Here is a 25,088-nt window from a genome sequence, read left to right on the forward strand (position 1 = left end):
GTCATGCCCCGTTCCGGTTGCCCAGGGCGTCGGCGTTCGGAGCCGCCTTGGCCACCAGGTTCGGGACGACCGAGGTCAGTTCCTCCGGCGTCCAGCGCGACTCGGCGCCCGCACGGGGGCCGTTGACCCAGCCTTCCAGGACCGTGATGCGGTTGCCGACGACGCCGAAGACCCGGCCGGTGACCTCGCGGGAGGCGGCCGAGCCGAGCCAGACGACGAGCGGGGAGATGGCTTCGGGGGTGAGGTCCTGAGCCTCGGCGGCCTGCCTCATCATCTCGATGTCCTCGGTGAGCCGGGTGAGCGCGGTGGGGGCGATGGCGTTCACCGTCACGCCGTAGCGGGCGAGTTCGGCCGCGGCGATGACGGTGAGGCTCGCGATGCCGGCCTTCGCCGAGCCGTAGTTGGACTGGCCGGGGTTGCCGAAGATGCCGGACGGGGAGGTCGTGTTGATGACCCGGGCGTCGTTGTCGTGACCGGACTTGGCGCGCTCGCGCCAGTACGCGGCGGCGTGGTGCAGGGTGGCGAAGCTGCCCTTGAGGTGGACGGCGATCACACTGTCCCAGTCCCGCTCGGTCATCGACACGATCATCCGGTCCCGCAGGATGCCGGCGTTGTTGACCAGGACGTCCAGGCCGCCGTAGGTGTCGACGGCCTGCCGGACGAGCCGGCCGGCGCCGTCCCAGGCGGAGATGTCGTCCGTGTTGGCCACCGCCTCGCCGCCGGCCGCGACGATCTCGTCGACCACGGTCTGGGCCGGTCCGGCCGAGGCACCTCCGCCGTCGCGCGCGCCGCCCAGGTCGTTGACCACGACCTTCGCGCCGTGCGCGGCGAACGCCAGGGCGTGTGCCCGGCCGATCCCGTTGCCTGCGCCGGTGACGACCACGACCCGGCCGTCGACCACTCCTTCGGACATCCTCAACTCCTCGATGACGGTGACTGGTTGGTGGTCTCGGCGAAGAGGACCCGCGGGTCGTCGCTGCCACAGGCGCAGCGGCCGGCGAGCACGCGTCCGGCGATGCCGAGCGGGGTCTCGGGAAGCAATGAAGTGCGCCCCTCCCCCGCCGCCACGGACAGCTGTCCGTCCCGCGCGCCGACCCGCCACTCGGCCGCGTTAACGTGCGCGCCCCCTCGCTCGGGGCACTCCAGCGCGAGGGCCGGTCCCACGGTCGCGATCAGGGCGGCGGACACGCCCACCCCGCGCAGCACCGGTACGGCGGCGGGCCGGGCCAGCACGACCGGCGTCGTCCGGAACATCTCACCGACGTCGGCCGCACCGGCCAGCCCCTCCAGGGTCTCGGCCGAGAGGCCGATGACCGCGTGCGGGTCGAGTTCGCGGTGGAAGACCGCGGTCCTGCGGTGGTCCCAGCCCATCGCCTCGGCGATGCCGTACGTCACCTTCAGCGTGCGCAGGGCGCCGATCACCGCGTGGCCCCAGAAGCCCTCGAAGCCGGAGGTGGTCAGCAACGCCCGCTGTCCGGCGGCCAGTCCGTGGTCCCGGAGGCGGGCGGTGGCCCAGTCGGTGTCGCGGGCGAGTTCGGCCCAGGTCAGTTCCATGTCCCGGATGCCCTCGGAGGTGGGGAAGCGTACGAGGTAGGCGAGTTCGGGCCGGTCGAGGGTCCGGGCCCGGGCCAGGGTGTCGGCGCGGGTCATCAGCTCTTCACCACCCGGGGGAACTTGGCGACGCTGGTCATTGTCTTCAACAGGTCCTCCTCGGTGCGCATGTCGAGCACCGGCTTGACGCCGGTCCGCTCACGCACGGCTTCGCTCAGCCGTCCGGCGAGGGCGTCGACGTCGCCGGTGAGCCGGGGGTCGTAGCCGACGCGCAGGCGCAGCTCGTCGACCTCGCGCCCGGCACGGACGATCTGGAAGACGCCCGCCACGGTCTCGGGCTGGTCCTCGACCGCCTGCCAGATGTCCCGCAGGACCACGGAACGCCCCTGGACCAGAGTCTCGTCGCCGCGCCGGCCGGCCACCCACATCCGGGCATGGGTGCGTCCGCAGCCGCAGCGGTCCCGGGACAGCCGGACGAGGTCCTCGCTGCGGTAACGGATCAGCGGCGCGGCCCGGTTGTCGAGATCGGTGGCGACCAGTTCGCCGAGGTCGCCCTCGGCCGCATCGCGCCAGCCGTGCTCGTCGATCTCGACGCACTCCGCGAAGACGGTGTCCTCCCAGAGGTGGAAGCCGTCGTGTTCGCGGCACTCCCAGGCGGTGCCGGTGTCGGCGGCGCTGGTGTACTCGTAGACGTCGATGCCCCAGTCCTCGCGAATCCGCTCGCGCATCTTCCGGCTGAGGGGCTGACCGGCGCAGGAGGCGCCCTTGAGGGAGGAGAACGCCTCCTTGAGATCCGTCGTGCCGGCCAGGTGCTCCAGCTCCACCATCTGCGGATACATCATCTGGAGGTAGGCCGGGCGGTAGGTGCGCAGGGCCTCGACGACCTCGGGCATGTTCCCCATCCAGGTGTCCACCTCGATGACCACCGCGCCCAGCGCCTGGAAGCCGGCGTCCATGAGGTTGCGGAAGGTGCCGGGCGGGCTCAGCACCCGGTCCCCGGGCCTGAGGCCGAGTTCCCACAGGTCACGCACCTGCGCGGTGACCAGTGGCGGCGCACCCTCCCAGATCTCGGCGAAGAACTCCGGGTCGCCGGTGGTACCCGAGCTGGAGGAGACGGAGGTCAGCTCCTCGGTCGGGACGCAGAGCAGTCCGCCGAAGGGGTCGCCGGTGCGGGCCCGGTGGGCGCGCACCATGTCCTTGGTGATGAACGGGATGCGGGCCCGGAAGTCGTCGAGGGTGCGGACGTCGCGCGGGTGCACCCCGTGCTCGTCCCAGAGTGCGCGGTAGAAGGCGGAGTTGGCGTAGGCGTACGCGACGAGTTCGACCACCCGCTCTTCCTGTCGTGCCCGCAGCTGGTCCCGGGCCATGGTCTCCACCTGTGGCTCGAAGTACCTGTCAGCGGTGTCCCTGTCCCCGGCCATGGCGCCTCCTCGCGGCTCAGCTGCCCAGATCTTCCAGCTATCAGCGCAATCAGTCAACTAATTCGACTGAATCTCGGGGAAGTCTCGCACTCGCTCGATCTATATAGTTAACTATTAGCACTCATTAGACCCTCGGGAGGGCGACGTGAAGATCGTTGTCTGCGTGAAACACGTGCCCGACGCCACGGCGGACCGCACCTTCACCGAGGACGGCACCACCGACCGCGCGGCGGTCGACTCGCTGCTGTCCGAACTCGACGAGTACGCGGTCGAACAGGCCCTGCGGATCGCGGAGTCGGGCCCGGACGTCGAGATCTGCTACCTCACCGTCGGCCCCGACGACGCGAAGGACGCCCTGCGCAAGGCGCTCGCCATGGGCGGCGACTCGGCGGTGCACGTGGCCGACGAGGACATCGAGGGCAGTGACGTCTTCGCCACCTCGCTCGTGCTGGCCGGGGCGATCCAACGGCACGGCTTCGATCTCGTGCTGTGCGGGATGGCCTCGACGGACGGCGGCGGGGGCGTCGTAGCGGCGCTGCTCGCGGAGCGGCTCGGCATCCCGGCCGTCACCCACGTCGAGGAGCTGACCGTCGAGGACGGCACGGTGACCGGCCGGCGCGAGGGCGACACCGCGACCGTGCGGGTCCAGAGCGCGCTGCCGGCCGTGGTCTCGGTGACCGACCGTTCCGGTGACGCCCGTTACCCCTCCTTCAAGGGGATCATGGCCGCGAAGAAGAAGCCGTTGGAGACCCTCGGCCTCGCCGATCTCGGCATCGACACCGAGCGGGTCGGCCGGGCCGGTGCGCGATCCGCCGTCGACACAGCGACCAGGCGTCCACCGCGCACCAAGGGAGAGATCCTCGCCGACGACGGCGCGGGCGGCACCGGTCTGGCCGCGTTCCTCACCGCCAGGAAGTTCGTCTGACCGACACCTTCGCCCGACCGACCCAAGGAGCCCAGCACCGTGGCCGAGATCCTCGTACTCGTCGATCACCTGGACGGCACCGTCCGCAAGCCGACCCTCGAACTGCTCACCCTGGCACGCCGGTTGGGCGAACCGTCAGCCGTCTTCCTCGGCCCGGGCGCGGACGTCGCGGCCGAGACCCTCGGCCGGTACGGCGCGCACAAGGTGTACGTCGTGGACGCACCCGAGGTCGAGGAGCTCCTCGTCGGTCCGGCTGTCGACGCCCTCACCCAGATCGCCGACAGCATCGCCCCGGCGGCGATCCTGCTGCCGTCCGGCCCAGACGGCAAGGAGACCGCCGCTCGGGTCGCGCTCCGCCTGGAGTCGGGGCTGATCACGGACGCGGTCGACATCACGGCGGGCGAGGACGGCCGCCCGGTCACCGAGCAGTCCGCGTTCGCGGCGACGCACCAGGTCACGGCTCACATCACCCAAGGCATTCCGGTGATCACGGTGAAGCCGAACGCGACCGCGCCCGAACCGGCCCCCGTCACAGCCGAGTTGGAGAAGTGGGACGTCACCTTCGGCCCGGCCTCCGCCGCCGTGAAGGTCCTGTCCCGCACACCCCGGGAGCGCGGCGACCGCCCCGAGCTGGCCGAGGCCGACATCGTCGTCTCCGGTGGCCGCGGGGTGAACGCCGCCGAGAACTTCGCCGTCATCGAGCGCGTCGCCGACGCTCTGGGCGCGGCCGTCGGAGCGTCCCGGGCCGCCGTCGACGCCGGCTGGTACCCGCACAGCCACCAGGTCGGCCAGACCGGCGCCCAGGTCTCCCCGCAGCTCTACCTCGCCGCCGGAATCTCCGGGGCGATCCAGCACCGTGCGGGCATGCAGACCTCCAAGACCATCGTCGCCGTCAACAAGGACAAGGACGCCCCCATCTTCGAACTCGCGGACTACGGCGTCGTAGGAGACCTCTTCCAGGTGCTCCCGCAGCTGGTGGAGGAGATCGAGCGGCGCCGGAGCTGATCTCCACCCCCTCCTGGCCTTCCGTCCGTCCGCCGATACGATTAAAATCGCTAACTGATTGCATCTATTGACCCGAAGGAGTGTCATGACGAAGATCTGGGTCAACTCGGGGGACTCCCATGTGATGGAACCCGACGACCTGTGGATCCAGGCGCTGCCGCCACGCCTCGCCGACCGGGCGCCGCGCAGTGAGCGCGGCGACAAGTACGAGGTGCTGTACATCGACGGCGAGCGCATCGACCGCCAGCTCAACGACTTCATGGACGCCATGCGGCCGCCGGGCGCCCGGGACCTCCAGGTCCGGCTGAAGGACCTGGACCAGGAGGGCGTGTGGGGTCAACTGGCCTTTCCCTCCATGGGGTTCTGGCTGGTGTCGATCACAGAGCGGGAGCTGGCCCGGGAGACCGTACGGGCCTGGAACGACTGGGCGCACTCCGAGGTCCTCGGGAAGCAGAAGCGCATCATCACTCCCGCCTGCGTGTCGACCGCCGACGTCGAGGACGCGGTCGCCGAGGTCGAGCGCGTGGCGGAGATGGGCTTCCAGTCCGTCTTCCTGCCGTGCCAGACACGGCCCGGCGAGGAGTACGCCCTCGACCGCTGGGAGCCGCTGTGGACGGCGGCCGAGCGGGCCGGACTGACCCTGGGCTTCCACATCGGCACCGGCGGCGAGAACGTCGTCTTCCGCGGTCCCGGCGGCGCGGTCGTCAACTACATGGAGACGACGTATCCGGGCATGCGCGTCGTGTCCCACATGGTCGCGGGCGGTGCCCTGGACCGGCACCCCGACCTGAAGATCCTCATCGCGGAGGGCGGCGCGGGCTGGGTGCCGGCCATCGGCGACCGGATGGACGAGGCCTACCGTCAGCACGGCATGTTCGTCCGGCCGAAGCTCAGCCGGCTGCCCAGCGAGATCATCAGGCAGCAGGTGTACGCCTCCTTCCAGCACGACAAGAGCTCGGTGGAGATCGTCGAGTCGACGGGCTACCGCAACGTGATGTGGGGCGACGACTACCCCCACCTGGAGGGCACCTACGGCCACACCCAGTCCACCCTGCACGAGCTGTTCGACGGTGTGTCCGCGGACATCCGCGAGCGGGTCACCCGCGGCACCTTCGACGAGCTGTTCAGCCTGCCCGAGCAGACTCCCCAGGAGGCGGCCGTCTGAGCGGCGACACCCCGATGAGCGCTCCGCCGTATCCCGAGGATCCGCCGTATCCCGAGGATCTGGAACGACCGGGTCTCGTGCGCACCGGCCGGTCGACGTTCGTCCGGCCCGTCCGGCCGGAGGACGCGGACCGCCTGGTCGCGTTCGTCGGCGGACTGTCCCGGGCGACCCTGGCCTATCGCTCGCTCGGCCCGGTGGTCCGCGCCCGCGACGACGTGATCCGGCGCGGCGCGCACGTGGACTACCTGAACGAGCTGGCGCTCGTCGCCCTGGCCGGCGACGAGATAGCGGGCCTGGTGCGCTACGTCCGTGATCCGGAGGAGCCGGAACACGCGGAGGTCACCTTCACCATCCGCGACGACCACCAGAGCGAGGGGTTCGGCAGGCTGCTCCTGGAGCACATCGCCGCTGCCGCCCGCGCCCGGGGCATCCGGGTCCTGGAGGCCGACGTCCTCGCCGACAACACCCGCATGATCAACGTGTTCCTCGGCTCCGGCTTCCGGGTGGAGTCCGGGCCGCCCGGCCAGATCGTCCACTTCGAGATCGCCGTCGACCCGCAGGCCCAGGCCGTGGCCCGCGCCGAACGTCGCGAACACACGGCCGTACGACGTTCCCTGCGACCGCTGCTCGAACCTCGCTCGGTCGCGGTGATCGGCGCGAACCGCAGCCCCCTGACGATCGGCCACGAGATCGTCGCCAACCTGCTGCGGGGCGGTTTCCGCGGCTTCGTGTTCCCGGTCAATCCGCGCGCCGAGCAGATCGCGGGGACACGGGCGTACCCGAGCGTCCGGGAGCTGCCCGAGGTGCCCGACCTGGCACTGGTCGCCGTGCGGGCCGAGGCGGTGCCCGATGTCGTACGAGAGTGTGCGGAGACCGGTGTAAAAGCCGTGGTCGTTGTCTCAACCGGCTTCAGGGAGACGGGAGTCGAAGGCCGGACGACCGAGCTGGAGCTGGCCCGCTTCGCCCGCGCCTCCGGGATGCGGCTGGTGGGCCCGAACTGCATGGGCGTGGTCAACACGACGCCCGCGGCCCGGCTGGCCGCGACCTTCTCCCCCGCGCTGCCCACGCCGGGCCGGGTGGCGATGTCCAGCCAGTCCGGGCCGCTCGGGCTCGCGGTGCTCGACTTCGCCCGGCGGCTGCGGCTCGGCTTCTCGGGGTTCGTGTCGGTGGGCCACGCCGTGGACGTGTCCACCAACGACCTGCTCCAGTGGTGGGAGGAGGATCCCGAGACCTCGGTGGTCCTCCTGCATGTCGAGACCTTCGGCAATCCGCGCCGCTTCGCCCGCATTGCGCGCCGGGTCGCGCCGCGCAAGCCGATCGTCGCGGTGCACCCGGGGCACGCGGACGCGGCGGTCGACTCGCTCTTCGCCCAGTCCGGCGTCATCCGTACCCGCAGCCTCCAGGAACTCTTCGACGTAGCACTCCTGTTGGCGCACCAGCCACCCCCGCCGGGCAACCGGGTCGCCGTGATCACCAACGCGGGCGGTCCCGCCGCGCTGACTGTCGGAGCGTGCGAGGCGAGCGGCCTGCGGGTGCCCGCACTGGACGAGCGTCTACAGCACTCCCTCCGTACGGCGCTCTCGCCCCGCGCTGACGTCACCAACCCGATCGACCTCACGCCCACGTCCACCGCCGCGCACTACCGGCAGGCGCTGGACGCCGTCCTGGCCGACGACGGCATCGACGCCGCCGTGGTCCTCTTCATGCCGCCGCTGGCGGACAAGCCCGACGAGGTGGCGGCGGCGATACTCGACGCGGCCGAGGCCGCGCCCGAGAAGCCGGTGGTCGCGAGTTTCCTGGGCGGCGCGGGCGTCGCCGATCTCCTGCACCGGGGCGAACTCGTCGTACCGACCTACGCGTTCCCCGAGTCCGCGGCGACCTCGCTCGGCCATGCGGCCGCGTACCAGGCATGGCGCGGCACCCCTGCGGGAGTCATACCGGACCTCCCGGAGGTGGACACGGACCGGGCCCCCTCACTGATCGCCGGGTGCGCTCCCGGACCCGTACCGCCGCAGGTGGCCGCCGAGTTGCTGGACTCGTACGGCATCTCCGTACGGGACACTCACGTGCCGGGCCCGGACGCGTTCCTCTCCGTGCGCGCGGACCCGGTCTTCGGCCCGGTGATCGCGTTCGGTCTCACCGGTGACTACGCCGACCTCATGGCGGACGTCGCCCACCGGATCACCCCGCTCAGCGACCGCGACGCCCGCGAGATGATCCGCTCGCTGCGGGCCGCCCCGCTGTTGGACGGCCGGGTGGGCGGCCCGGGTGTGGACCTGACGGCCCTCGAAGAAGCCGTGCTGCGGATCTCCGCGATGGTCGAGGACCTGCCCGAGATCGAGTCCATGGACCTGCGTCCGATACGGCTGCTGCCGCCCGGGGACGGAGTCGCCGTCACCCACGCGACGATCCAACTCAGCGACGACACAAGGAGAGGCGGCCCCTCATGAAGGTCGGCATCTACTTCGACATGCGCAACCCCCCGCCCTGGCGACAGAGTTGGTCACGCGTCTACGGATTCGCCCTGGAGATGTGCGAGGAGGCGGACCAACTCGGCCTCGACTCGGTCTGGTTCTCCGAACACCACGGTTTCGAGGACGGATACCTCCCGCAGCCGCTCACCATGGCGGCCGCGGCAGCTGCCCGCACCCGCCGCATCCGGCTGGGCACCGCGGTCATCCCCGCGCCGCTGCACGCGGCCCCCGAGATCGCCGAACAGGCCGCGATCGTCGACATCATCAGCGACGGCCGCCTGGACCTCGGACTCGGCACCGGCTACCGGGTACCCGAGTACCGGCTCTACGGCGCCGATCTCGCCAAGCGCTACTCCACGACGGACCAGCGGGTGCGGGAGATCCGCGGCCTGTGGTCCGAATCCCTGGTCACCCCCGGCCCGGTCCAGGACCCGCTGCCGATCTGGCTCGGCTACCAGGGCCCGCAGGGCGCACGCCGGGCCGGGCGGCTGGGCACGGGCCTGCTGTCCCTCAACCCCACGCTGCTGGCGCCGTACCGGGACGGGCTCGCCGAGAGCGGCCACGACGTGTCGGCGGCCCGGATGCAGGGTTCCTTCACCACGTTCGTCACCGAGGACCCCGACGGCGACTGGCCGGTGGTGCGCGAACACCTCGCGTACCAGTGGGACAGCTATCGCCGGTACATGGTCGAGGGGACCGACCAGCCCGCTCCCCGCCCCATCGATCCCGAGAAGTGGCGGGAGACGGGGCTGAAGGCGACAGGCGTCGGTCAATTCCTCTACGGCACCCCGCAGGACATCGCCGAGGCCATCAAGGCGTACGTCGCCGGGTTGCCGGTCGAAGGGGTGTTCCTGTGGGCGTCGCTGGCCGGGATGCCTGAGGAGATGGTCGCCCGCCAAGTCCAGCTGATCGCCGGGAAGTTGCGGCCGCTACTCGCCGATGTCTGACACGAGGAGTTCGAGCATGTCGATGGGAACCGGTCAGACCGGAGTGTGGGCGGGGTCGGACTTCCAGGAGCCGCCGCGCACCCCCGGCGGCGTGGCGCTGTGCGGCGCGTGCCGGGTCGCCGGTTCCTGCCGTCTGGGCGTCGAGGGCGAACGGCTCGACGGGGACGGCGTGGCGGTGTTCGAACTCGTCTGCCCTCGCGACCAGGAGGGCGGTCCCAACGTCGCGCACGGCGGCTGGACGGCGGCCGTACTGGACGACTGCCTCGGTCATCTCCCGCTGCTGCACCGGGTGTTGAGCGTCACGGCGGAGTTGAGCGTGAGCTTCGTGAAGCCGGTGCCGGTGGAACGGCCGCTGGAGGTCCGTGCCTGGGTCGAGCGGCGGGAGGGCCGGCGCTGGTACATCGCGGGCGAGATGGTGCTGCTGCCGACACGTGCCGTGCTGGCCCGGGTCTCCGGGATCTGGGTGACCCGCGACCAGGGCCACTTCGCGCGGCACGAGGCGTGGCTGGCCGACCAGGAGACCAAGGGCGAAGGCGCGGGTCAGTAGGACCGCAGCCCCATGCTCCGGGCGATCCCGTTGCGCTGGATCTGGCTGGTGCCCCCGGAGATCGTGGCCACGATCGACTCCCGGTAGCGGAAGCTCATCACGCTCTCGGTCGAGAAACCGTGCCCGGCGCACACCTGCATCCCGAGCCGGGCGGCCGCCACATACGTCTCCGACCCCTTCAGCTTGGCCATCGAGCCCTCCCGGGTGCACGGCTTGCCCTGGGCGAGCAGCCAGGCGGCGCGGTAGGCGAGCAGCCGGGCGGAGTCGATCTCGGTCTGCAGGTCGGCCATGGCATGGGCGAGGGCCTGGAAGTTCCCGATCGGTCGCCCGAAGGCGTGCCGGGTGCGGGAGTACTCCAGCATTTCGTCCAACGTGGCCTGCGCGGCACCCAGATAGCCGCCGGTGATGATCACCTTCTCCAGTTCGATGTTGGAGAGCATGACCTTCCAGCCCTCGTCGCGCGGGCCGACGAGGTTCTCCTTCGGGACCAGGACGTCGTTGAAGAAGACCTCGTTGGTGCCGAGGATGTGCCGGGCCAGCGTCGGCGTCCGGCGCACCTCGACGCCGGCCGTCGCGGGGTCGACTAGCAGCAGGCTGATGCCGCCGTGCTTGGGCTCGCGGGGCCCGGTCCGCACGTAGGTCGCGATGGTCGTGTCGGGCAGGCCGCCGCCGGTGCACCAGGCCTTCTGGCCGCGGACGAGGAAGTGGGCGCCGTGGTCCTCGGCGGTGGTGCGCAGGGCGGCGGCGTCGGACCCGCTGTCCGGCTCGCTGAGGCCGACGGCGAGCCGGTGCCGCCCCGTCATCACCTGCTCACGGATGAAGTCGCGCTGCGCCTCGCTGCCCCACCGGAACACGGTGATCCCCGGGATGAGCACGCCGATGTAGCACATGGCGACGTCGAAACTGGACCGCCCCAACTCCTCGGCGATCAGGATGAGTTCGAGCGGGCCGCCGCCGTCGCCGCCCTCATCCTCACCGAACGGGAGGGAGAACCACCCCAGATCGGCCATGCCGCGGAACAGCTCGGGCGGCACGACGCCCTCCTCGTCCCACTGCTTGGCCTTCTCGGCCGGGCACACGTCGGCGACGAACTGCCGTGCCGTCGCGCGCAACAGGTCCTGCTCGTCGGTCAGCCCGAAGTCCACGGCCACTCCTCGACAGCACTAGGCTATTCATCTAGCTAATTATTCTATGTTAGCGGATAGGGTGCCCGGCAGGAATGCACCGGTTCGGCGGACTGCCCGCACGGTCGAGTCCGACATCCGTCACGAGGGGCTTGATCGCGGCATCCTGAACAACCCTGGGGGGAACGGAAGTGCGGGAAACCCTGAACGGACGCCACGGCTCGGATAGCCTCGTCAATCCGTGGAGCCGAACTGACGTACGGCGCACATCACTTCGGGAGATCCGTGTCAGAACAGCGGCCGCTGCCAGCGGACCTGGCGACGAACGAGGCCGCCACGCTGCGGCAGACCGGTGCCTCACCCCTGCGCCTCGGTGACCCGGATCTCATCGGTCCCTATGCGCCCCTGGCCCTGCTCGGCAGCGGCGGTATGGGGCGCGTCTACCTCGCACGTCCCTCGGACGGCAGCCCCGGTCTGGCCGCGGTGAAGGTGATCAGGCCGGAGTACGCGGACGATCCCGGCTTCCGGCGCCGGTTCGAGCGTGAAGCGTCGGTGCACGAGCGGGTCAGCACGTCGCACACACCGAGACTGTGCGGCACGGGCTTCCAGGACGAGCTGCTGTGGATGGCCACCGAGTACCTCCCGGGGCTCGATCTGGCGCACGCCGTACGTGAGCACGGCGCCCTGGAGACGGCCGCGGTCTGGCGTCTGGTGGCGGAACTGGGGCAGGCGCTGACCGACCTCGCCGCCACGGGGATCGTGCACCGGGATCTGAAGCCGTCCAACGTGCTGCTGTCCGTCGGGGGCGCGCATGTGATCGACTTCGGCATTTCGAAGGCCATGGACGCCAGCACGATCACCAGCACGGGTGTCCGGGTGGGAACCGCGGCCTACATGTCGCCGGAACACCTGCGGACCGGCAGATCCGACCCGGCGTCGGACGTGTTCTCCCTCGCCGGGACACTGGTGTACGCGGCGGCGGGGCATGCCCCGTTCGGCGACGGTACGGGGATCGACGTGATGCACCGGGTGGCGTTCGAGGAGCCGGACCCTGAACTGATCGCCGAGATCTCGACGGCGGACGCGGTGCTCGGCTCGCTGCTGACCGCCTGCCTGGCCAAGGAGCCCGAACGGCGGCCCACCGGGCAGGACTTGATCAACGCGGCCGGGGAACGCACCGAAACGACCGTGTGGCCCGAGCCGCTGGCCGGCCAACTGCTGGCCCGGCAGCGGGCGTACGAGGTGCTGTACCGCCTCCCCGTCGCATCGCCAGCCCGATTACGGTCTCCGGACGAACGGCCGATGGCGATGCCGTCGGCACCGGCCGGGCAGGGCGGCCGACCTGGTCCGCCCGTTCTCGAACCACCGGTGGTGGCCGCCGACGCCGCCTCCGGCACGCCATCGGCACGTCCCCAGGAGGGCGGAGTCCGCACCTGGGCACGGAAGAAGTCGGTACGGGCCGTCGCCGCGGGCATCGCCGTCTGCGCGGTGGCCGCGGGGGTCTTCGTGCTCAGTCGCCACGACGCCCCGCCCGCCGCTTCCGGCCCGGGGTCCGCTACGACGACCGACCGCATCCGGCCCGGCGACACCGCCCTCTCGTCGACGCCCGGGGCCGCGGACGCGAGGGCCGCCTCCGGCAAGAACGTCGACGGCGCCGCGACCCCCGACGGCGCGGCCACGCACCCCGAGGACTCGGGCTCCGCCGCACCGGCGGCGCACGGCACTCCCTCCGCTCCCGATGCCGATCCCAGCGCCTCGGCCGACGCCACTCCCTCATCGCCCCCGAGCAGTCCGCCCACCACCGAGCCCGCGACCCCGGCCTGGATCTCGGACTGCACGTACTACCACGGCAACGGACGCACGCGTCTGGGAGACAGCGGCAAACGTGTGCTGCAGGTGCAGTGCATGCTGACGAAGCGCGGATACTCCGTCGGGAGCACCGGCGTGGACGGCGACTTCGGTGCCGGAACCGAGTCGGCGGTGCGGAGCTTCCAGAGCGCCAAGCTGCTGGACGCCGACGGCATCGTGGGCCGCGAGACCTGGCTCGCCCTGCGCGGCACGGAGTGACGCACGCGCCCCACCCGTCGCGGTGCTGGACAGCGGCGGCCCGGTCGCCGAATCCGGCCCGGGTGACACGGCGTTCAAGGCCCCCTGGAGCGGCACCGCTGGCCGACTGCGCCCGGTGGCGCACTGTCCACGGCACCTGACCGACCGGCTCCCGCTCCCCCTCTGATCGTCACGGCACACGCCGCCCGTGGTGGGCCCGCGACACCCAGGACGCCGTCACCGGCCCTGTCCGGCCGGGTGGCCCCCGCTCCCGAGCCACCACGGCCACGACCACTCGGGCGCCGCACTGGCCACCTGCGGCTACGACGACCACGCCCGTCCGGCTACTTCAGTCGGTGGTGATCTGGGCGCGACCGCTGACGATCGGGGGATGAGGTCGTGAGGTCGTACGGCACGAAGCCCCGCCCCTCCCGCAGGACCGTTCAACGGGGTGTCTTGACGTAGGTGTACGGGGCGGAGACATACGTGCTGTGATGATCCGCGGCACGAAGGGCGGCTGTGAGGCGCTCGCGCGGTTTGAGGCCGAGGTCGGCGGTGGCGTGCAGAGCTCCGAGAGCCAGGTCGTCCCCGGAGCCCACAGCGGAATATCCCTCCATGGGCTCACCGACCTGATAGTCGTCATGGATCTCGAAGAGACGGCCGTGGACGCCGACCAGGAAGACGCCTGCCTGTTCTTGCTCGGAGTCCTTGCGGGCCCATCCACCGTCCTTGAGGCAGGCTCGGACGGCGTTGATGAAGCGCGTGGCCATGAAACGGTCGAGGTCGCCCTCGGGGTGCGGGGCCTCGAACGCGTGGTGCAGGAGCTGGCCCATACGGAACGAGGTCGTGAATCCGAGTACATAGGGGCCGTTGGTGAAGACCTTCGGATCACGGCGGATCGTGAGCTGCGACCCGCTGCTGCCTGCCGAGTCACCGGCGAGATGGACCCGCCCGCGATGGACCAGGCCGACGATGACGGTCAAGTCACCACCTCCAGGGGCTTGTCGGGTCCTTGTCGTCCTGCATGGACCCGTTCTGCCCCCTGCCCGGGCGGAGCTACCACTTCCGCGAGAAGACCTGAAGGAGCGTTGACGAGGGCGCGATGGCCACGAGTTCCGTCGCATCGGTGGTGCGTGGGGCCGCCGCCGGTCGGACCGACCCGACCCGACCGTGAGACCGGTTGTCCCGGCCGGTCTCCTGGTCCTCATCATCGCCGTGGGAGGTCGACGAGCGGCGGACACGCCCGTCTGTTCCTGCCGCTCCAGACCCGGCTGCCGACGCCCCCTAGGTGGTCCACGGGCAGCGCCCGGGGCGAGCCGCGCCTCGCCCCGGGCGCCCGCCACCCCCCTTGCCCTGGGCGCGACCCCCACCTAGCCTGACTTTGTGCCGCAAATAAACAAACCCCGAACGCACAACGCCGTGCCGGGCGCCCCCACCGACCTGACCCGACTCCGGATCACCCTCACCGCGTTCTTCGCCCTGGACGGCTTCATCTTCGCCGGCTGGGTCGTCCGCATCCCCGCCATCAAGGAACAGACCGGCGCCTCCGCCAGCACCCTCGGACTCGCGCTCCTCGGCGTCTCCGCCGGCGCCGTCATCACGATGATGCTCACCGGCCGCCTCTGCCACCGCTACGGCAACCACCAAGTCACCGTCGTCTGCGCCGTGTTGCTGTCCCTGAGCGTCTCCCTCCCACCGCTCACCCACTCACCCCTCACCCTCGGTCTCGTCCTGCTGATCTTCGGCGCCGCCTATGGAGGGATCAACGTCGCGTTCAACAGCGCGGCGGTCGACCTGGTCAGGGCCATGCGGCGGCCCATCATGCCCAGCTTCCACGCCGCGTTCAGCCTCGGCGGCATGGTCGGCGCCGGGCTCGGCGGACTGGTCGCCGGCTTCCTGACCCCGACCCAGCACCTGTTCGGCCTCACCCTGATCGGCCTGCTCGTCACCGCGGTCGTAGGGCGCGACCTGCTGCGCCTGAAGCCCCCGGCACCTCCCGAACCCGCCGATCCCCCCAAGGATTCCCCGAAGCGGGAGACCACCCCCCGCCGCCTCACCCCCCGCACCCGCGGCCTCGTCTTCACCTTCGGCCTGATCGCCCTCTGCACCGCCTTCGGCGAAGGTGCCCTGGCCGACTGGAGCGCCCTGCACCTGGAGCAGGACCTCGACGCCACCGCCGGCGCCGCCGCCATCGGCTACTCCTGCTTCGCGCTCGCCATGACCGCCGGCCGGCTCACCGGCACCCGGCTCCTCGAACGCCTCGGCCGCACCCGCACCCTCGTCTCCGGCGGCACGACCGCCGCCCTCGGCATGCTGCTCGGCGCGCTCGCGCCCACCCTGTGGGCAGCCGTCCTCGGCTTCGTGATCACCGGGCTCGGACTCGCCAACCTCTTCCCCGTCGCCGTCGAACGCGCCGGCACCCTCGCCGGCCCCGACGGCGTCGCCATCGCCTCCACCCTCGGCTACGGCGGCATGCTCCTGGGACCGCCCGCCATCGGCTTCATGGCCGACTGGTACTCCCTCCCCGCCGCCCTCACCAGCGTGGCCGCACTCGCCGCCGTCGCGGCCCTCATCGGATTCCTCACCCGGCACGCCGCAGAGGGCTGATTCCACGTCACGGGCCGCAGCGAACCAGCCAACGAGCGGGCCGGTACGTGCAGTTGGGGCCGACGAGGCACACGAGTCGCGCCACGGGGGAATAACGTGGGTGTCCACGGCCGATCTTCGACGGTTCCGTGGTTCTCACCGCGCACGCACAGGAGCTTCCATGACCGAAGCGGCAGACAACTCCGAGCAGGATCCGCTCGCCAGGTTCGACACCACCGTGCCGCAGTCGGCCCGGATCTGGAACTACTGGCTGGGCGGCAAGGACAACTACGAGGTGGACCGTGTCGCCGGTGACGCGTTCCGCGAGATCTTCCCCGGCATAGAGACCGGCGCCCGTGCCGCCCGGTACTTCCTCGCGCGCGCCGTCCGTCACCTGGCCGGCGAGGAGGGCATACGGCAGTTCCTGGACATCGGCACCGGGCTGCCCAGCGTGGACAACACCCATGAGATAGCCCAGCGCGTGGCCCCGGAGTGCCGCATCGTCTACGTCGACAACGACCCGCTGGTACTGGCCCACGCCCGCGCCCTGCTCACCAGTTCCCCGGAAGGCGTCACCAACTACGTCGACGCCGACCTGCGCGACCCGGCCACCATCGTCCGCGAGGCCGGCAAGACGCTCGACTTCGACAAGCCCGTCGCCCTCATGCTGATGGGCATCCTGGGCCACATCGAGGACTACGACGAGGCGCGCTCGATCGTACGGCGCCTGGTGGACGCCCTGCCCTCCGGCAGCTACCTCGTGCAGTACGACAGCACCGACACCAGCGAGGCCTACGTCGACGCCATCCGCCAGTACAACGAGGGCGGTTCGATCCCGTACATCCTGCGCAGCCCCGAGCAGATCGCGGGCTTCTTCGAGGGCCTGGAACTGATCGAACCGGGCGTGGCCTCCTGCTCGCGCTGGCGTCCCGACGAGAGCGCCTGGGGCCTGCCGGCGGAGGTGCACCAGTACGGCGGTGTCGCCCTCAAGCGCTAGAACCCGCCCGGCAGTTCACGTCCTTTGGCGGATCACGTCTCCTGAAGAATGCGATGCAGGATCGTCGGAGTCTCCTCCGGCGATTCCGCCTCCACCACCAGCCGGTTCATGACGTCCCAGTAGCACTCGATCTCGGTCGGCCGGTCGGGATACAGCGCGGTGACCCGCTGCTCCAGGTAGACCATGTCGGGCAGCCGGCCCCCGGGCAGCCGCAGGATGGTCACCGGCCCGGCCTCCCCCGCGTGCCCGCCCGCGAGGAACGGCATCACCTGGACGGTGACCTGCGGCAGCCGGCAGATCTCGATGAGATGCCTCAACTGGGCCCGCATCGTGCCGATTCCACCCACCGGGCGGCGCAGCGCCGCCTCGTCGATCACCGCCCAGAGCTGTGCCGCCGGCCGCCGGCGCAGAATCCGCTGCCGTGTCATCCGCAGCTTGACCCGCCGGTCGAGTTCCGCCCCGCCGGCACCCGCGTGGGCGAGCCGGAGGGAGGCGCGCGCGTAGTCCGGGGTCTGCAGCAGGTGGGGAACGCGCTGGACCTCGAAGCAGCGGACGAGGCTCGCCGCCTGTTCGGCCCCGAGGTAGGCCCGCGCCCACGTGGGCACCACATCGTTGAAGTGCTGCCACCAGGCTGGGGAGTTGGCCTCCTCGGCGAGGGCCAGCAGGGTGGCCCGCTCCGCCTCGTCCGTGACGCCGTAGAGCGTGAGCAGGTCGGCGACATCGCGCGGTTTGAAGCGGTGGCGACCGGCCTCCAGGCGGCTGATCTTGGAGCGCGAGGCGCGGATGGCGTCACCGGAGGCCGCGCGGGAGATGTGCCGCTCCTCCCGCAGTTCGCGCAACCGCGCACCCAGCACCAGCCGCGGCACCACCGGGCCGGCCGACAGCCCGTCCAGTGGCGCGGTTAAGACCTCGTTGGCACTCATGTCGGAACCCATGCGCAACTCCCTGCGGTGAACGGCCGTTGCACGCCCACGAGTTGCCCACCCGCGAACGCTGAAGCCAGTCATCCTAGGGGGCCGAGGGGCACACGATCTTCACGTTGCGGGAATGATCTGCGCCTTTACGGCCAGGCCGACACGCGGGCATTTCCTATACGATTTCGCGCACAGCCGGACCACATGAGAGGCATCGACGGGAGCCCTGAGAGTCGCAAACTCCCAACCCACCGCACCTGTTTGTGCCGCAAGCCTTGACGCGCCCGGCTTCCTCCCTCACGATCGCCGCATCGATTTCCTATCTGATTCCTATCTGAATCCGCAGGGGTGGGTCATGCGCTTCCCAACCAGATCTGTCCTGCCCGGAGTTGTCGCGGTCGCGCTGCTGGCGACGGGGACAGCGGCCTGTACCTACAAGAACTCCGGTGCGCAGTCCGGCAGTCAGGCCGCGCCGGCCGCCCGGACCGGCGCAGGCTCCGACCTCGTGGACGGCTCCAGGACCAAGGTCGCCCTCGTGCCCGGCGGCGCCCACCCGTACTTCCAGCCCTGGAAGACCGCGGGCGCCGCCGCGAAGAAGGCGGACGGCCTCGGAGCCGTCGCCTTCGACGAGACGGCGGAGTGGGACCAGCAGAAGCAGAACAACCTGCTGTCGACGCTCGCTGCGCGCGGCTACAACGCGTTCGGGGTGTTCGGCGTCTCCCCCACCGACATCAACTCGACCTTCACGGACCTCAAGTCCCAGGGTTTCCCGGTGGCTTCGCTGGGTTCGTGCCCCGCGGGCGACAAGGACGAGGCCGACTTCTGTCTCTCCACCGACGTCCAACTCGCCGCCTACAAAGCCGCGAAGGCGGCGATCGCGGCCATGGGCGGCAAGGGCACCCTGGTCCACCTGACCGGCAACAACGTCGACGCCAATACCCAGTTGAGGATCAAGGGCGTCGCCCAGGCCGTGAAGGAGTCGGGCGGCAAGGTCAAGCTCCTGCAGACCATCACCGACATCGACACGGACCTGCAGACCGCGCAGAAGGCGGTGTCCGACCTGATGGCCGCGAAGGGCAGTCAGATCGCGGGCATTGTCGCGACCGCCTACAACCCGGCCGTCGCCGCGGCCGATGTCGTCAAGTCGTCCGGGTCGAAGGCGAAGGTCATCGCCATCGACGACGACGCCAAGATCCTCAGCGGCATCAAGCAGGGCACGGTCGCCGCCACCGTCGTGCAGAACCCGGTCGGGCAGGCCGAGATCGGGATCTGGGCGCTGGCCCTGCTCCAGACGAAGCAGTGCACGGTGCGCTCCCCGGGCGTGGAGGTGGACTCGGGTTCGTTCGTCGTCACCAAGGCGAACGTCGCCGGCTACGACAAGGCGCGGCAGGCGAAGACCGCCGAGCTGAAGAAGCAGTTCGCCGACAAGATCCTCTCCTGCGCCTGACGGCCGAGCAGCGCTGATGACCGAGCACCGCTGATGGCCAACTCCCCCGACAGAAAACGGAATTGCTGAATGAGCAGCAGCATCGTCACGGCCGCGACCGCCAGGCTGGCCGACATCGCCGTCGAGCAGGACCGCACCGACGCGGTGCAGTCGTTCGTCAAACAGGAGACGGTCCTGGTCGACCTGGAGACGGCTGACGGCCTCGCGGGAACCGGCTACTCCTACACGATCGGCACCGGCGGCAGCTCCGTACTCGCCCTGCTGCGCGACCACTTGCTGCCCGCGCTCGTCGGACAGGACGCGCGCAACGTCGAGGCGCTGTGGCAGCGGCTGTTCGCGCTGACCCGGTCCACCACCACCGGGGCCATCACCTCGCTCGCCCTCGCCGCCGTGGACACCGCCCTGTGGGACGTGCGGTGCAAGCGTGCGGGCGAACCGCTGTGGCGACTGGCCGGCGGTCACCGTCAGGAGGTGCCGGTCTACGACACCGAGGGCGGCTGGCTGCACCTGAGCGCCGAGGAACTGGTGAAAAGCGCCCTGCGCGCACAGGAGTTGGGGTGGGCGGGCGTCAAGATCAAGGTGGGCCGCCCCCATCCTGCCGAGGACGCGGAGCGCCTGCGCGCGGTCCGCGAGGCAGTCGGCCCTTCCCTCCACATCATGACCGACGCCAACCAGTCCCAGACGGCGTCCTCCGTCCTGCGGCTCGCGGCCGCGCTGGAACCGTACGACCCGTACTGGCTGGAGGAGCCGCTGCCCGCCGACGACATCAGCGGGCACGCGCGGCTCGCGGCGGCGACCCGCATCCCCGTCGCCGTGGGCGAGTCCATGTACTCGCTGATGCAGTTCCGCAGTTACCTGGAGGCCGGTGCCGCGTCCGTCGTGCAGGTCGACGCCGCGCGGATCGGTGGCATCACGCCATGGCTGAAGGTCGCGCATCTGGCGGAGAGTCACAGCGTCGCGGTCTGCCCGCACTTCCTGATGGAACTGCACGTGAGCCTCGCCGCCGCCGTACCGAACGGCCAATACGTCGAGTACATCCCGCAGTTGAGGGCGGTGACCCGCACCGAACTGACCATCCGGGACGGCATGGCCGTAGCCCCGGACGTACCCGGCATCGGCATCGACTGGGACCCGGACGCGCTGGACGACCGGAGGGTGGCATGACGACCTCGATCAGCCCGCCGGACACCGTCCCGGAGGAGAGGACGGCCGCTCACCGGATGCCGTTCTGGGTCAACCAGCGGCTCGGCCTGCTGGTCCTCGTCATCGCGCTCAGCGTCCTGTTCGGCGTGCTCCGACCGGCCTTCCTGGACCAGCGGTTGGTCCTCTTCCCGCTCCTGCGCGACATCGCCACACTGACCGTGGTCGCACTCGCGCAGATGGTCGCCCTGTCCGTGGGCCACATGAACCTCGCCGTCGGCCGGATGGCCGCCTTCGGCGCCCTGTTCGCGGGCCTCGGCTACGACCGTCTCGGCGTTCCGATGCAGGTGGGGCTGCTGATGTGCCTGGCCGCCGGGGCGGCAATCGGCGCGGTCACCGGCTGGCTCATCGCCCGTACCGGAGTGAGCTCCTTCGTCGTCACCCTGGCCATGGACTTCGCCCTCCTGGGCCTGGTCTCCCTCCTCTACTCGTCCCTCACCGACGACGCCGCCTTCACCACCCACCCCGCCGGAATCGACGCCCTGCGCTCGTACTCCCTCGCCGACATCTGCGCGGGCCCCATCTGCGGCTCCCCCGCTGTCCCGCAGATCGCCCAGTTCACCGTCCTCGCGATGCTCGCCCTCGGTTTCCTCTACGGCTGTACGCGCGTCGGCCGGGAACTGCTGCTCACCGGCGCCAATCCGGCCGCCGCGGAGCTGTCCGGCATCCCCACCGGGCGCCGGGTCCTGCTCGCGCACACGCTGTCGGGGTTGCTCGCGGCGCTCGCCGGTTTCATGGCGGCGGCCGGTACAGGTACGTTCCGTGCCTCCATCGGCGACGACTTCATGCTGCCGTCCTTCCTGGGCGCGGTACTCGGCGGCACTCTGCTGACCGGCGGGGTGGTGTCCGTGCTGGGCACGCTGCTCGGCACCGCCCTGGTCGGGGTGATCCGCAAGGGGCTCGATCTGCTCGGCGTCGGGCTGGAGAGCCTGAACATCTATCTCGGCTGTGGCCTCCTGCTGGCCCTGTCGGCCGACCGGATCCGCACGGTGGTGTCCTATCGCAAGGTGGTGCGTTCGACATGAACCGCTTGAACGTGACGCTGGGTCAGGGGAGTTGGGGCGGCGAGGCGCTGCGCCGGTTCTCCCGTTCCACTGCGGCGATGCTGCTGTGCGTGGTCGTGGCGGGCTATGTGGCACTGGGCATCGCCTCGTCGGGCTCCTTCTTCGAAGGCCCGTCGGTGCGGGTCTTCCTCCAGTACCTCGCCACGCCCATCCTCATCGGGCTGGCCCAGATGGTGGCGCTGTGCGTGGGTCAACTCAACCTCGCCGTAGGTGCGTTGGGCGGCTTCACCGCCTGCCTGATGGGCGTTCTCATGGCCGACCACGGTGTGCCCGCCGGAGTCGCCGTGATCGTGGGCCTGTTGACGGCGACGGCCATCGGTCTTGCGACCGGTGTCGCCATCGTGGGCACCCAGATCAACGGGTTCATCGTCACCCTCGCGACGATGACGATCCTCCTGGGGGCGCAGTACCGGCTCACCGGCACCCGTACCGTCGACGGCTACTCCCGTACGCTGCGCGACTTCGGCACGGCGGCCCCGCTGAACATCCCGCTCGTCTTCGTCACCGCGCTCGTCGCGGCGGCGCTGCTGGCCGCGTTCATGTACCGCACGGTCGCGGGCCGGCGGCTCCTCGCGGCGGGCGGCAACCCGCTCGCGGCCCGGCTGTCCGGCATCTCCACCGACCGGCAGATCGTGGCCGCGCACACCTTGTCCGGGCTGCTGATCGGCGTGGCCGCCGTGACCGCCACGGCCTCGCTGCCCGGCGTCAACCGCAGCGTCGGCGGCGACTGGCTGCTGCCGAGCTTCGCCGCGCCAATCATCGGCGGCGTGGCGCTCACCGGCGGTTCAATCGCCGTACTGGGCACGGTACTTGCGGCCTTCGTGACCCGGCTCATCGACGCCGCGCGAGCCCAGTTCTCCCTCGACCCGAGCTGGGTGAACCTCCTCATCGGGCTGGTCGTGCTCGGCACCGTCGCCGGTGGCCGGCTGCACCAGACGCGCCTGGAGAAGTCCGCGACGAGCGACGGCGCCGTTCTGCCCCAGACCGGAGGTGCCCAGTGAGCGACACGGTTCTTCTCGAATGCGACGACCTGGTCAAGGTCTTTCCCGGTGTGCGGGCGCTGGACGGCGTAGGGCTCACGCTGACCGCCGGCTCCGTGCACGCGCTCCTCGGTGAGAACGGCGCCGGCAAGTCGACCCTCATCAAGGTCCTCACCGGCGTCCACTCCCCCAACGGCGGCAGGCTCACCTGGAACGGCCAACAGGTCCATCTGCGCTCGCCATTGGAGGCGACCCGCACCGGCATCGGTGTCGTGCACCAGGAACGCAACCTGATCCCGGGCTTCTCGGTGGCGGAGAACATCACCCTGCAACACCCGCCCTCCCACCGCGGCCTGGTCGACCGCGAGGCCATGACCGCACCGGCCGTCGCCTGCCTCGCCGAACTCGGCGTCGACCTCGACCCCCAGCGACCGGTACGCGAACTCTCCGTAGGACAACAGCAGTTGGTCGAGATAGCCAAGGCCCTCTACACCGAGAGCCGGGTCCTCCTGCTGGACGAACCCACCGCGTCCCTCTCCCCGCAGGAGACGGAACGCCTCTTCGAGGTGATCCGGCGACTGGCCGCCCGCGGTGCCTGTGTCGTCTTCGTCAGCCACAAGCTGGAGGAGGTCTTCGAGGTCTGCGACACGGTCACCGTGCTGCGCGACGGCAAGTCGGTCCTGGAGTCCTCGCCCCTGTCGGACCACACCCACGACGACATCGTCGGCCTCATGGTGGGCCGCGCCCACGCGGCGACGGAGATGCGCCCCCGCACGGTCGACCGCACCGCCGCCCCAACTCTCGTACTGGACAAGGTCTCCACGGCCGGCGGCCACCGTGACATCAGCCTGGAGGTCCGGCCCGGCGAGATCGTCGGCCTGTACGGCCTGGTCGGCGCCGGGCGCAGCGAGCTGGTCAAGGCGGTGCTCGGCCTGGACCGCGTCACGGGCGGCGAGGTCCGGGTGCACGGCAGCCCGGTCCGCATCACGTCGCCCCGCCAGGCCCTGCACGAGTTCGGCATCGGGTACGTCACCGAGAACCGTAAGGAGGAGGGCGTCTTCCTTGAGCAGCCCATAGTCCGCAACATCACGGTGACGGTGTGGAAGCGGCTCGCCAAGGCGTTCGGGTTCGTCTCGGCGCGCGAGGAACGGGACGTCGCGCAGGATCTCGTCGACCGGCTCGGCATCCGCGTCTCGGGGCTCGGGCAGAACGCCGGTGAACTCTCGGGCGGCAACCAGCAGAAGGTCAGCCTCGCCAAGTGGCTTGCCGCGGACACCAAGTTGCTGGTCATCGACGAGCCGACGGTGGGCGTCGACGTCCGCACCAAGCGCGCCTTCCACGAACTGATCTGGGACCTGGCCCGCGACGGCCTGCCCATCCTCCTCATCAGCAGCGACCTCGCGGAGACGGTCACCCTCGCCGACCGCATCGTCGTCATGACGGACCACCGCATCCGCGGCGAGCTCGACAACGACCGCGACTACGACCGCATGAGCGGCCGGGTCATCCGCCTGATCCACGACCGCGACGCGGTGCGCTCATGAGGCGCGTGGCCCAGGTCATCGCCGTACACCCGGAAAAGCTGGACGAATACCGGGAGTTGCACCGCGACGTGCCCCAGCCCGTGCTCGACCGCATCCGGCGCAGCCACATCTCCAACTACTCGATCCATCTGCTGGGCGACCGCCTGTTCAGCTATTTCGAGTACGACGGCGACGATCTCGCGGCGGACCTGGCCCTGATGGCCGAGGACGAGGCCACCCGGCGGTGGTGGGAACTCACCGCCCCGTGTCAGGTGCCCGTGCCGGAGGCGGCGCCCGGCGAATGGTGGGCCACGGCGGAGCAGGTGTTCCTCATGGACTGAGCGGGGACAGGCCCCAACTCCGGCTTCAGCAGGGGCCGTTCAGGGACCGGGCCCCTCGCCGTCCTCGCTCTGCCGCTCCAGGCTGCGCGTCAGGTGCTCCGTCATCGCCTCGGCCGCCCGCTCGGGGTTGCGGCGCAGCACCGCGCGGACGATCCGCTCGTGCTCGGCGACGGTCGGGCCCCAGGCTCCCACCACCTTGCTGAGCCGGAAGATGTGCAGATGGGCGTGGAGCCGTTCCACCGCGTCCGCCAGCAGCGGTCGGTGCGCGGCCTGGCCGATCGCCTCGTGGAAGCGCTGGTCGAGGGCGGCGAAGTCGCGGTAGGACGCGTACCGTTCGTTCGGGCTCGGGTGGGCCTGCATCTCCTCGACGATCCGCTCAAGGCCGTCGAGTTGCGCTTCGGTCGCGTTGACGGCGGCCAGCGCGGCGGCCTTCGGCTCCAACAGCAGCCGCATTTCGAAGAGTTCGGCGAGACCCTGGCTGGTGAGCAGCTGTGTGGCCCGGTATCCGGAGAGCGCCCGCTTCACCACCAGGCCGTCGGACTCCAGCCGGGCGAGCGCTTCCCGTACGGGAGTTGGGGAGACCTTCAGGGTGCGGGCGAGCGCTTCGATGCCGACGCGGGCGCCGGGGGCGATCTCGTGGTCCATGACCATCGCCTTGATGCGCTCGTACACACTGTCCGACAGCGCCTGCCGGACGGGCGGCACACTCCGCTCGTCACCCTCGCCCTCGTCCGGAACCCCGGCCGCGGAAGGACTGTGCGGCGGCATCCCGGCTCCCCCTCAAGGCACTTGGCTTTCCCGACAGTTTACCCAGGTAGACGGGTTGAGAGG

22 protein-coding genes are annotated in these 25,088 nt (G+C 70.6%); 15 read left to right on the top strand and 7 right to left on the bottom strand.

Annotated elements, in window-relative coordinates:
- Nucleotide 1 precedes the first annotated feature (1 nt).
- Genes ACGFY9_RS11360 through ACGFY9_RS11370 form a run of 3 tightly spaced genes read right to left on the bottom strand, consistent with a single transcriptional unit; the run spans nucleotide 2 to nucleotide 2,972 of the window.
- A complete protein-coding gene (locus ACGFY9_RS11360) occupies nucleotides 2-913 on the bottom strand; it encodes an SDR family oxidoreductase (RefSeq protein WP_393753487.1) in 912 nt (303 codons plus the stop codon).
- 2 nt (nucleotides 914-915) lie between these two features.
- Nucleotides 916-1,650 (bottom strand): hypothetical protein, encoded by a 735-nt coding sequence (locus ACGFY9_RS11365; protein ID WP_393753488.1) that lies wholly within the window; start codon nucleotides 1,648-1,650, stop codon nucleotides 916-918.
- Nucleotides 1,650-2,972: a phenylacetate--CoA ligase family protein gene (locus ACGFY9_RS11370; RefSeq protein ID WP_393753489.1), complete on the bottom strand. Its 1,323-nt coding sequence runs from the start codon at nucleotides 2,970-2,972 to the stop codon at nucleotides 1,650-1,652. Before ACGFY9_RS11370 ends, ACGFY9_RS11365 begins: the two co-directional genes overlap by 1 nt.
- Nucleotides 2,973-3,135: 163 nt before the next feature.
- On the opposite strand from ACGFY9_RS11370, the gene ACGFY9_RS11375 reads away from it, so the two are divergent.
- The 6 genes from ACGFY9_RS11375 (at nucleotide 3,136) to ACGFY9_RS11400 (ending at nucleotide 10,035) form a co-directional block, all read left to right on the top strand.
- On the top strand, nucleotides 3,136-3,897 hold the full coding sequence (locus ACGFY9_RS11375) for an electron transfer flavoprotein subunit beta/FixA family protein (protein ID WP_393753877.1): 762 nt from the start codon (nucleotides 3,136-3,138) through the stop codon (nucleotides 3,895-3,897).
- Between the two features lie 39 nt (nucleotides 3,898-3,936).
- A complete protein-coding gene (locus ACGFY9_RS11380) occupies nucleotides 3,937-4,902 on the top strand; it encodes an electron transfer flavoprotein subunit alpha/FixB family protein (RefSeq protein ID WP_393753490.1) in 966 nt (321 codons plus the stop codon).
- A gap of 85 nt (nucleotides 4,903-4,987) precedes the next feature.
- Nucleotides 4,988-6,067 (top strand): amidohydrolase family protein, encoded by a 1,080-nt coding sequence (locus ACGFY9_RS11385; RefSeq protein ID WP_393753491.1) that lies wholly within the window; start codon nucleotides 4,988-4,990, stop codon nucleotides 6,065-6,067.
- Nucleotides 6,068-6,081: 14 nt separating this feature from the next.
- Nucleotides 6,082-8,517, top strand: coding sequence for a GNAT family N-acetyltransferase (locus ACGFY9_RS11390; RefSeq protein WP_393753492.1), 2,436 nt, complete (start codon nucleotides 6,082-6,084; stop codon nucleotides 8,515-8,517).
- Nucleotides 8,514-9,488 carry an LLM class flavin-dependent oxidoreductase gene (locus tag ACGFY9_RS11395; RefSeq protein WP_393753493.1) on the top strand — a complete coding sequence of 325 codons (975 nt, stop codon included), beginning with the start codon at nucleotides 8,514-8,516 and terminating at the stop codon, nucleotides 9,486-9,488. Before ACGFY9_RS11390 ends, ACGFY9_RS11395 begins: the two co-directional genes overlap by 4 nt.
- 16 nt (nucleotides 9,489-9,504) lie before the next feature.
- The gene (locus ACGFY9_RS11400) at nucleotides 9,505-10,035 is read left to right on the top strand and encodes a PaaI family thioesterase (RefSeq protein WP_393753494.1); all 531 of its coding nucleotides are present in this window, start codon (nucleotides 9,505-9,507) and stop codon (nucleotides 10,033-10,035) included.
- Here ACGFY9_RS11400 and ACGFY9_RS11405 read toward each other — a convergent pair.
- Nucleotides 10,029-11,180, bottom strand: coding sequence for an acyl-CoA dehydrogenase family protein (locus ACGFY9_RS11405; RefSeq protein ID WP_393753495.1), 1,152 nt, complete (start codon nucleotides 11,178-11,180; stop codon nucleotides 10,029-10,031). The two genes, ACGFY9_RS11400 and ACGFY9_RS11405, sit on opposite strands and share 7 nt — an antisense overlap.
- Nucleotides 11,181-11,444: 264 nt before the next feature.
- Here ACGFY9_RS11405 and ACGFY9_RS11410 point away from each other — a divergent pair, with 264 nt between their 5' ends.
- Nucleotides 11,445-13,226, top strand: a complete 1,782-nt coding sequence (locus ACGFY9_RS11410) for a protein kinase (RefSeq protein ID WP_393753496.1) — start codon at nucleotides 11,445-11,447, stop codon at nucleotides 13,224-13,226.
- 422 nt (nucleotides 13,227-13,648) lie between these two features.
- On the opposite strand, the gene ACGFY9_RS11415 is transcribed toward ACGFY9_RS11410, so the two are convergent.
- Entirely contained in the window at nucleotides 13,649-14,188 is a 540-nt protein-coding gene (locus tag ACGFY9_RS11415; protein ID WP_393753497.1) for a hypothetical protein, read from the bottom strand.
- 436 nt (nucleotides 14,189-14,624) lie between these two features.
- Here ACGFY9_RS11415 and ACGFY9_RS11420 point away from each other — a divergent pair, with 436 nt between their 5' ends.
- Nucleotides 14,625-15,812 (top strand): MFS transporter, encoded by a 1,188-nt coding sequence (locus tag ACGFY9_RS11420; protein WP_393753878.1) that lies wholly within the window; start codon nucleotides 14,625-14,627, stop codon nucleotides 15,810-15,812.
- Nucleotides 15,813-15,972: 160 nt separating this feature from the next.
- Nucleotides 15,973-16,788, top strand: a complete 816-nt coding sequence (locus ACGFY9_RS11425) for an SAM-dependent methyltransferase (RefSeq protein WP_393753498.1) — start codon at nucleotides 15,973-15,975, stop codon at nucleotides 16,786-16,788.
- A 32-nt stretch (nucleotides 16,789-16,820) separates the two neighbouring features.
- Here the strand turns inward: ACGFY9_RS11425 and ACGFY9_RS11430 are convergent, their stop codons facing one another.
- On the bottom strand, nucleotides 16,821-17,723 hold the full coding sequence (locus ACGFY9_RS11430) for a helix-turn-helix domain-containing protein (protein WP_393753499.1): 903 nt from the start codon (nucleotides 17,721-17,723) through the stop codon (nucleotides 16,821-16,823).
- Between the two features lie 334 nt (nucleotides 17,724-18,057).
- Between ACGFY9_RS11430 and ACGFY9_RS11435 the strand changes: the two genes are divergently transcribed.
- The 6 genes from ACGFY9_RS11435 to ACGFY9_RS11460 all read left to right on the top strand — a co-directional run bounded on the left by ACGFY9_RS11435 (nucleotide 18,058) and on the right by ACGFY9_RS11460 (nucleotide 24,257).
- Nucleotides 18,058-19,149 (top strand): sugar ABC transporter substrate-binding protein, encoded by a 1,092-nt coding sequence (locus tag ACGFY9_RS11435; protein ID WP_393753500.1) that lies wholly within the window; start codon nucleotides 18,058-18,060, stop codon nucleotides 19,147-19,149.
- A 69-nt stretch (nucleotides 19,150-19,218) separates the two neighbouring features.
- The gene (locus tag ACGFY9_RS11440) at nucleotides 19,219-20,313 is read left to right on the top strand and encodes a mandelate racemase/muconate lactonizing enzyme family protein (protein WP_393753501.1); all 1,095 of its coding nucleotides are present in this window, start codon (nucleotides 19,219-19,221) and stop codon (nucleotides 20,311-20,313) included.
- On the top strand, nucleotides 20,310-21,374 hold the full coding sequence (locus ACGFY9_RS11445; RefSeq protein ID WP_393753502.1) for an ABC transporter permease: 1,065 nt from the start codon (nucleotides 20,310-20,312) through the stop codon (nucleotides 21,372-21,374). The genes ACGFY9_RS11440 and ACGFY9_RS11445 overlap by 4 nt, the downstream gene beginning before the upstream one ends.
- Complete coding sequence (locus ACGFY9_RS11450) at nucleotides 21,371-22,414, top strand: ABC transporter permease (protein WP_393753503.1); 1,044 nt, start codon at nucleotides 21,371-21,373, stop codon at nucleotides 22,412-22,414. The genes ACGFY9_RS11445 and ACGFY9_RS11450 overlap by 4 nt, the downstream gene beginning before the upstream one ends.
- Nucleotides 22,411-23,937: a sugar ABC transporter ATP-binding protein gene (locus tag ACGFY9_RS11455; RefSeq protein ID WP_393753504.1), complete on the top strand. Its 1,527-nt coding sequence runs from the start codon at nucleotides 22,411-22,413 to the stop codon at nucleotides 23,935-23,937. Before ACGFY9_RS11450 ends, ACGFY9_RS11455 begins: the two co-directional genes overlap by 4 nt.
- A complete protein-coding gene (locus tag ACGFY9_RS11460; protein WP_393753505.1) occupies nucleotides 23,934-24,257 on the top strand; it encodes an L-rhamnose mutarotase in 324 nt (107 codons plus the stop codon). The genes ACGFY9_RS11455 and ACGFY9_RS11460 overlap by 4 nt, the downstream gene beginning before the upstream one ends.
- Before the next feature lie 39 nt (nucleotides 24,258-24,296).
- On the opposite strand, the gene ACGFY9_RS11465 is transcribed toward ACGFY9_RS11460, so the two are convergent.
- Entirely contained in the window at nucleotides 24,297-25,025 is a 729-nt protein-coding gene (locus ACGFY9_RS11465) for a GntR family transcriptional regulator (protein ID WP_393753506.1), read from the bottom strand.
- Nucleotides 25,026-25,088 lie beyond the last annotated feature (63 nt).

The sequence above is a fragment of the Streptomyces sp. NPDC048504 genome (assembly GCF_043200035.1).
Taxonomy (GTDB): domain Bacteria; phylum Actinomycetota; class Actinomycetes; order Streptomycetales; family Streptomycetaceae; genus Streptomyces.